Origin of the sequence: Duganella flavida (assembly GCF_009857445.1) — a bacterium.
In the GTDB taxonomy this organism is placed as follows: domain Bacteria; phylum Pseudomonadota; class Gammaproteobacteria; order Burkholderiales; family Burkholderiaceae_D; genus Rugamonas; species Rugamonas flavida.
Genome location: NZ_WWCN01000027.1, coordinates 44,937 through 51,725, shown reverse-complemented (window position 1 = coordinate 51,725; position 6,789 = coordinate 44,937). Strand labels below are relative to the sequence as shown.

Annotated in this window: 6 protein-coding genes and 1 pseudogene; 4 read left to right on the top strand and 3 right to left on the bottom strand. The window is 61.3% G+C overall.

What is annotated here, in order from left to right:
* Nucleotides 1-415 (top strand): hypothetical protein (locus GTP46_RS27895; protein WP_161009900.1); only part of this gene is annotated, 415 nt, incomplete at its 5' end.
* A complete protein-coding gene (locus GTP46_RS27890) occupies nt 412-1,338 on the top strand; it encodes a diguanylate cyclase domain-containing protein (RefSeq protein ID WP_161009899.1) in 927 nt (308 codons plus the stop codon). The genes GTP46_RS27895 and GTP46_RS27890, both read left to right, overlap by 4 nt.
* A 271-nt stretch (nt 1,339-1,609) precedes the next feature.
* Here GTP46_RS27890 and GTP46_RS27885 read toward each other — a convergent pair whose 3' ends face one another.
* Nucleotides 1,610-2,746 (bottom strand): acyl-CoA dehydrogenase family protein, encoded by a 1,137-nt coding sequence (locus tag GTP46_RS27885; protein ID WP_161009898.1) that lies wholly within the window; start codon nt 2,744-2,746, stop codon nt 1,610-1,612.
* A 10-nt stretch (nt 2,747-2,756) separates the two neighbouring features.
* Nucleotides 2,757-3,947 carry an acyl-CoA dehydrogenase family protein gene (locus GTP46_RS27880; RefSeq protein ID WP_161009897.1) on the bottom strand — a complete coding sequence of 397 codons (1,191 nt, stop codon included), beginning with the start codon at nt 3,945-3,947 and terminating at the stop codon, nt 2,757-2,759.
* A gap of 218 nt (nt 3,948-4,165) precedes the next feature.
* Here GTP46_RS27880 and GTP46_RS27875 point away from each other — a divergent pair, with 218 nt between their 5' ends.
* On the top strand, nt 4,166-5,566 hold the full coding sequence (locus tag GTP46_RS27875; RefSeq protein ID WP_161009896.1) for a glycoside hydrolase family 88/105 protein: 1,401 nt from the start codon (nt 4,166-4,168) through the stop codon (nt 5,564-5,566).
* On the opposite strand, the pseudogene GTP46_RS30440 reads toward GTP46_RS27875, so the two are convergent.
* Nucleotides 5,483-5,653, bottom strand: a pseudogene (locus GTP46_RS30440) (hypothetical protein); the annotation flags it as partial. The gene GTP46_RS27875 and the pseudogene GTP46_RS30440 overlap by 84 nt on opposite strands.
* On the opposite strand from GTP46_RS30440, the gene GTP46_RS27870 reads away from it, so the two are divergent.
* On the top strand, nt 5,577-6,776 hold the full coding sequence (locus GTP46_RS27870) for a BT3233 family polysaccharide utilization protein (RefSeq protein WP_161009895.1): 1,200 nt from the start codon (nt 5,577-5,579) through the stop codon (nt 6,774-6,776). The pseudogene GTP46_RS30440 and the gene GTP46_RS27870 sit on opposite strands and share 77 nt — an antisense overlap.
* Nucleotides 6,777-6,789 lie beyond the last annotated feature (13 nt).

The following is a 6,789-nucleotide window of genomic DNA, read 5'->3' as shown; positions in this document are numbered from 1 at the left end:
CAAGCTGCGCGGTGTCGCTGCCAACCTCGGCGCGGCCGACGTCGCCCGCCTGACCGCCGCCGCCGAAGCCGTCTTGCACGACCCGGCGGCCGACACCCTGGCCCTGCCTGCCGCCCTCAACCGGCTGGAACAAGCCCTGGAGCTGGTCACCCGCACCGCGCGCAACCTGGCTGCGCCGCGTCACGAGATGGCGGAGAGCAACACCGACACGCCAGACCTGGAGCAAAAGCTGGCGGAGTTGCAAAGTTTGCTTCAGAATAACAATCTGAAAGCATTAGAACACTTCCGGGCCTTGCGTCCGGCCCTGGCCTCGGCCGGGCAAGCGCAAGCGCTGGGTGAAGCAGTGGAAACCCTCAACTTCAAGGTTGCGCGCCAGATGGTAGAAGAAATGCTGCAGCGAAAGGAAAGTGCATGAGCTGGACCGACCTGGCCAGGAATGGACGCATACTGGTGGTGGACGACGCCATGGAGAACATCCAGATCCTGCACCATGCACTGCGTGAAGAGCACGAGGTCCTGTTCGCGCTGGACGGCGAGCAGGCGCTGCAAATTGCACTTGAACAACAGCCAGACTTGATCCTGCTGGACGCCGTCATGCCCGGCATGGATGGTTACGCGGTAGTGGCAGCCTTGCGCGCCTCGCCGCGACTGCAGGACATCCCGGTGATTTTCGTGACGGCCCTGAGCCAGCCGGAGGACGAGACGCGGGCGCTGGATGGCGGTGCGGTCGATTTCATCAGCAAGCCGTTCAATGTGGCAGTGGTGCGGGCGCGGGTGCGCAGCCAGCTGACCATCAAGCGCCAAGCCGACCTCATGCGCGAGCTGAGCATGACCGACGGCCTGACCGGCGTCGCCAACCGCCGCAATTTCAACGACACGGTGGACGCCGAATGGCGCCGCTGCGCGCGCGCGGGTTTGCCGCTGTCGGTGATCATGATCGACATCGACCATTTCAAACTGTACAACGACCACTACGGCCACCAGGCGGGGGATGCCTGTTTGCAACAAATCAGTGCTGCCATGAAGCGCTGCGCGGCCCGTCCGCAGGATCTGCTTGCGCGCTACGGCGGCGAAGAATTCATCCTGCTGCTGCCCCAGGAAGGGGCGGAAGGCACGGAAGTGGTCGCCAACCGCATGCTGGAAGAAGTCCGCAAACTGGCAATTCCGCACGCCACCTCACCGAGCGCACCGCAAGTCACGCTCAGCATGGGCTTGGCAACCTTGCTGCCGCCCTCCGACAGCACCGACCCCAGCCCCGCCATCCGCCTCGCCGATGCCAATCTCTACCGCGCCAAACAAACCGGCCGCAACCGGTATTGCATTAGTTTGGACAATTAAATCTCAACATAAATTCAGGGTCAGCTCTGTCATTTGGACAGTGATAAACAGCCTTTGATAAATATCAATACGTTTATTTAAATTCTTCTGACCGTAGCGAACCAAAAAATGGCGCAGTTATGCCATTGTCCGGCATATTTTCCCTGTGAGAACAAGCGCTGAGGTGAAATCCGGATATTTTGAATCAGGAATATTTGAGGAGCGTTTTGATATTCCTCAAATATTAACTCGGCCTGTCCAAATGACAGAGCTGACCCTGAATTGCAGTTAATTAAGAGTGCTGCTGGAAACTACGCTGGGCGGTGAAGCGTTCGAGATGGTGATCGACGTCGCCCAAGGTCAGGTCGATCATGGTCAGGCGCTTGAAGTGGTGGGCGGCTGGTAATTCATCCGTTACGCCCATGCCACCGTGCAACTGCACCGCCTGCTGACCGATGAACTTGGCCGCCTGGCCGACCCGCACTTTCGCCGCCGACGCCACCCGGCGCCGCTCCTCCGTATCGCACGACATGCGCGCTGCCACCAGCATCGCCATGGACCGTGCTTGCTCCAGATGGATGTACATGTCCGCCATCCGGTGCTGCAAGGCCTGGAAGCTGCCGATCGCCAGCCCGAACTGCTTGCGGGTTTTCAGGTATTCCAGCGTGGCGTTAAAAATGGCGTCCATCGCGCCCACCGCTTCCGCACACAGCAGGCTGACGCCATAGTCGGCGGCCTCTTCCAGCAAATCCCAGCCACCGCCCATCTTGCCCAGCAGCGAGGAAGCCGGCACCGCCACGTGGTTGAATTGCACCGTCGCCGCCCGCTGGCCGTCTATCGTGCGGTAGTCGCGGATGACCACGCCCGGGGTGTCGACCGGCACCACAAACAGGCTGATGCCGTTGGTGTCACGCTGGGTGCCCGCGCTACGCGCCGAGACGATCAGCGCGCCAGCTTGTCCACCATGGATCACCACCGTCTTGGTGCCGTCGATACGGTAGCCTTCGCCGTTGATACTGGCGATGGTTTTGATGTCCGCCAGGTCATGCCGCGCATGCTTTTCACCCAGCGCGCAAGCCAGTTTTAACTCGCCTTTGGCTACATCTTCCAGGCGATGATGCTGGTTACCTGCCAGTTGCAGGAACTTGGCGCCCCACACGGTGGCAAAGTACGGCTCAACCACCAGCCCGCGCCCCAGCTCCTGCATTACCACCAGCATGTCGACCGCCGTGCCGCTGAAGCCGCCTTGCGCTTCCGGTATCGGCAAGGCCGTCATGCCCAGCTCCACCAGCGTATCCCACGCCACGTCCGACATGCCGCTGGCCGAGTGCACGGTACGCTGGCGCACGTCGAAGCCGTAATCCTTGTCCACCCAGCGGCGCAGGGCGTCGGCAAATTGCTGCTGTTCTTCCTTGAAATTGAAATCCATCGCCGCTCCCTTACAGCCCCAGGATCATCTGGGTGATGATGTTTTTTTGAATCTCGTTCGAACCGCCGTAGATCGAGGTCTTGCGGAAGTTGAAGTAGTAGCCGGCCAGCGGCGCAGCCGCGTCGTCGCCGGTAACAGCATGGTCGGCTTTACCTTCGAGATAGTCGGTGTCGAACGGCAAGGCATCCGGCCCCAGCGCTTCGACCATCAGCTCGGTCAGCTGCTGCTGGATTTCCGAACCGCGCACTTTCAGCAGCGACGCTTCCGGCCCCGGCGCATGCGATTCGCGCGTCAGCACGCGCAGCACCGTGGTCTCCAACGCCATCAGTTCGATTTCGAGGCTGGCCACTTTGGCCGCGTACAGCGGATCCTGCATCAGCGGCTTGCCATGCTTGAAGTGTTCGGAGGCGATTTTCTTCAGGAACAGCAGCTCGCGCTTGGAGCGGCCAACCGCCGCAATGCCGGTGCGCTCATGGCCCAGCAGGTATTTGGCATAAGTCCAGCCCTTGTTTTCCTGCCCGATCAGGTTTTGCAGCGGCACTTTGACGTTGTCGAAGAAGACTTCGTTCACCTCGTGGTCCTCATCCAGCATGATGATGGGGCGCACGGTGATGCCCGGCGTTTTCATGTCGATCAGCAGGAAGGAGATGCCCTCCTGCTTGCGCACGGTGCTGTCGGTGCGCACCAGACAAAAAATCATATCGGCGTGCTGGGCCAGCGTGGTCCAGGTTTTCTGGCCGTTGACGATGTAGTGGTCGCCGTCGCGTTCAGCCGTGGTTTTCAGCGATGCCAGGTCGGAGCCCGAGCCCGGCTCGGAGTAGCCTTGGCACCACCAGTCGTCGCAATGCAGAATGCGCGGCAGGTAGTGGGCTTTTTGCGCCTCGTTGCCGAAGGCCATGATCACCGGCGCCACCATATTCACGCCGAACGGCAAAATCGGTGGCGTGCCGGCGCGCGCGCACTCTTCTTCCCAGATGTGGCGCTGGGTGGCGCTCCAGCCGGTGCCGCCATGCTCCACTGGCCAACCGGGCGCAGCCCAGCCCTGGCGGGCGACGATCTGGTGCCAGCGCACGTAATCCTGGCGGCTCAAGCGCAAATGGTTGCGGACTTTCTTTTGCAGGTCGCTCGGCAAGTTGATGTCGAGGAAGCCCCGCACCATGTCGCGAAACGCCAGATCCGCAGCCGTGTAAGTCAAATCCATGCTGTCTCCTTATTGTTCTGCCGGTTAAAAAGCACGACCGTTCCAATTGATTGTACTCCCATCCTCTGTTGATTAGGGCGACAGATTGGCGCGCTTTCTTCACTTTCTCGCAAGGTTTTTCCAGCTCCACAAAAGTGGCCTGTCCGGATTGCAAAAGTGGCCGGACCAATCTAGAATGGTCTGACCAAATAAACGTTTAACAATAAGAGACGAAACCTGTGACCTCCCCTTCCGCCCTGCTCGCGGCTGTCGCCGCCTCCCTGCTAACCCTGCCTGCTTACGCAGACGGTCCCTACCGCAATCCCGATAACAAAAGCGTCTACGACGCTGGCGAAGGCACGTACACCGTGCCCTACAAAAAACCGGTGGTGGCAGAAATCACTGCCACACTGGACCGCATCCGCAGCTACATGGAAGCCACCACGCCGACCCGCGTGATCCACAAGGACAGCGGCCTGCAGATCACCGACTTCAGCCAGCCGGTAGCCGATGCTGTCGTCGAGCCGAGCAGCGCCGAATGGGGCATCCAGGTCTACGAAATGGGCGTAGTGCATGCGGGCCTGATCAAGGCTGCCGCCGTCACCGGTGACAAGAAATTCACCGCCATGACCGAACGCCACTTCCAGTTCATGCGCGACAAGCTGCCCTACTTCAAAGCGCAGGAAGAGCTGTTCCACCTGAAGCGCAACAACAGCTTCGCGCGTGTGCTGGAACCGCGCTCGCTGGATGACGCCGGCTCCATGTGCGCTGCCATGATCCGCGCCCGCTTCGCCAAGGTCGGTCCGGACATGGGCCAATTCATCGATGTGTGCAGCAATTGGGTCTATAAAAAACAATTCCGCCTGAAAGACGGCACCTTGGCGCGCGAGCGTCCGCAAGCCGTCTCGCTGTGGGCCGACGATATGTATATGGGCGTGCCGGCGCTGGCCGAGATGGGCCACCTGACCGGCAAGCGCGAATACTACGATGACGCCGTCAAGAACGTGCTGCAGATGACCGGCTACCTGTTCAATCCGCAAAACGGCCTGTACACCCACGGCTGGAACGCCAACAACCCGGACGCGCCGCGCTTCTACTGGGCGCGCGCCAACGGCTGGGCCGTGCTGACCATGAGCGATTTGCTGGACGTGCTGCCGAAAGAGCATCCCGGCTATCCGAAAGTGCTGGCGCAGCTACGCGTGGCGCTGCGCGGCATCGCCGAGCAGCAATCGGGCGAAGGCCTGTGGCACCAGATGATCGACCGTCACGATTCGTATCTGGAAACTTCGGCCAGCGCCATCTTCACCTACGTGATCGCGCACGCCGTCAATGAAGGCTGGGTTAGCGCCGCGACTTACGGCTCAATCGCACAGGCTGGCTGGGTTGGCCTGTCGACCCGCATCAACGCGCGCGGCCAAGTGGAAGGCACGTGCGTCGGCACCACCTTCGCCAGCGACCAGATCTACTACTACAACCGTCCGACCAGCGTCGACGCGCTGCACGGCTATGGCCCGGCCCTGCTGGCCGGCGCCGAGATGATCAAGCTGATTAACAATCCGAAGATCGACATCCAGACCCGTCTGCGCACATATCACTACGTGCCGAAAGATGCTGGCGCCACCAACTACAGCCATGAATAAGAGGACTCGCATGCGCACCACCCTGTTGCCCATCGCCGCGCTGCTGGCAGCCGGCTCGCTGCACGCGGCCGAACTGGCCCACATCACCGTCAGCAACGACCTCGATTTAGCGCGGCCATCGGAAACCATCGCCATCCCGTGGAGCGAGATCAACCGTGTGCTGCCGGGCGCGCTGATCCAGAAGATTGCAATCAAGGACGGCAAGGGCAATATGCTGCCCTATCAGGTCAGCAATGTGAAACCGCAGGCCAAGGATCCTCAAGGGATCGGCGTCGCGTACGGCGAGCTGTACTTCCAGCACAGCTTTGCGGCCGGTGAAAAACAAGCTGTCTTCACGGTCGAAAAAACCGAGGCCGTGACCCAGCCCTTCGCGGCGCAGACCTTCGCCCGCTACGTGCCAGAACGCCTCGATGACTTCGCTTGGGAAAACGACCACGTCGGCCACCGCACCTACGGCCCGGCGCTGGCGGCGCCGGACGCGGCGGGTGTCGGCAAGGAAGTGCTGGTGACGAGCGGATTGGACATCTGGTTCAAGCGCGTCAGCTATCCCATAGTCGACCGCTGGTACAACAAGGGCCATGACCACTACCACCACGACGAGGGCGAAGGCATGGACATGTACAACGTCGGCAAATCGCGCGGCGCGGGCGGCACCGGCGTGTGGGATGGCAAACAGCTGTACGTAGGCCGCAACTACGCGTCATGGAAAGTGCTGGCCAACGGTCCGATCCGCACGGTGTTCGAACTGAATTACGACAGCTGGGATGCGGCGGGCGTCAAAGTGAGTGAAGTCAAGCGCTTCACGGTGGATGCCGGCCAGGACTTCGATACGATGGATAGCACCTTCACCTTCAGCGGCCCATCGCAGCTGACGGTCGCGGTTGGCCTGAACAAGAAACCGGCTGACAAGAATCAGGACGAGAAAATCGCCGTCGGCCGTGATGGCGTGGCGCTGACGCAGTGGGTCACGCAAGCGACCAAGGGCGCCTTCGGCACCGCCATCGTGCTGCCAGCGGCGAGCGGGATAACGGAAGATCCGCTCAACGAGCTGATCGTCGCGCCGGTGGAATCCGGCAAACCGCTACGCTACTACATCGGCGCCGCGTGGGACCGCGCCGGCCACGTGAAAACGGCGGCCGAGTGGCAGGAGAAGGTCAAACTCCAGGCCGCCCGCGCCGCCCACCCGCTGACAACCAGCATCGCCCCCTAACTCCGGGGTCAGG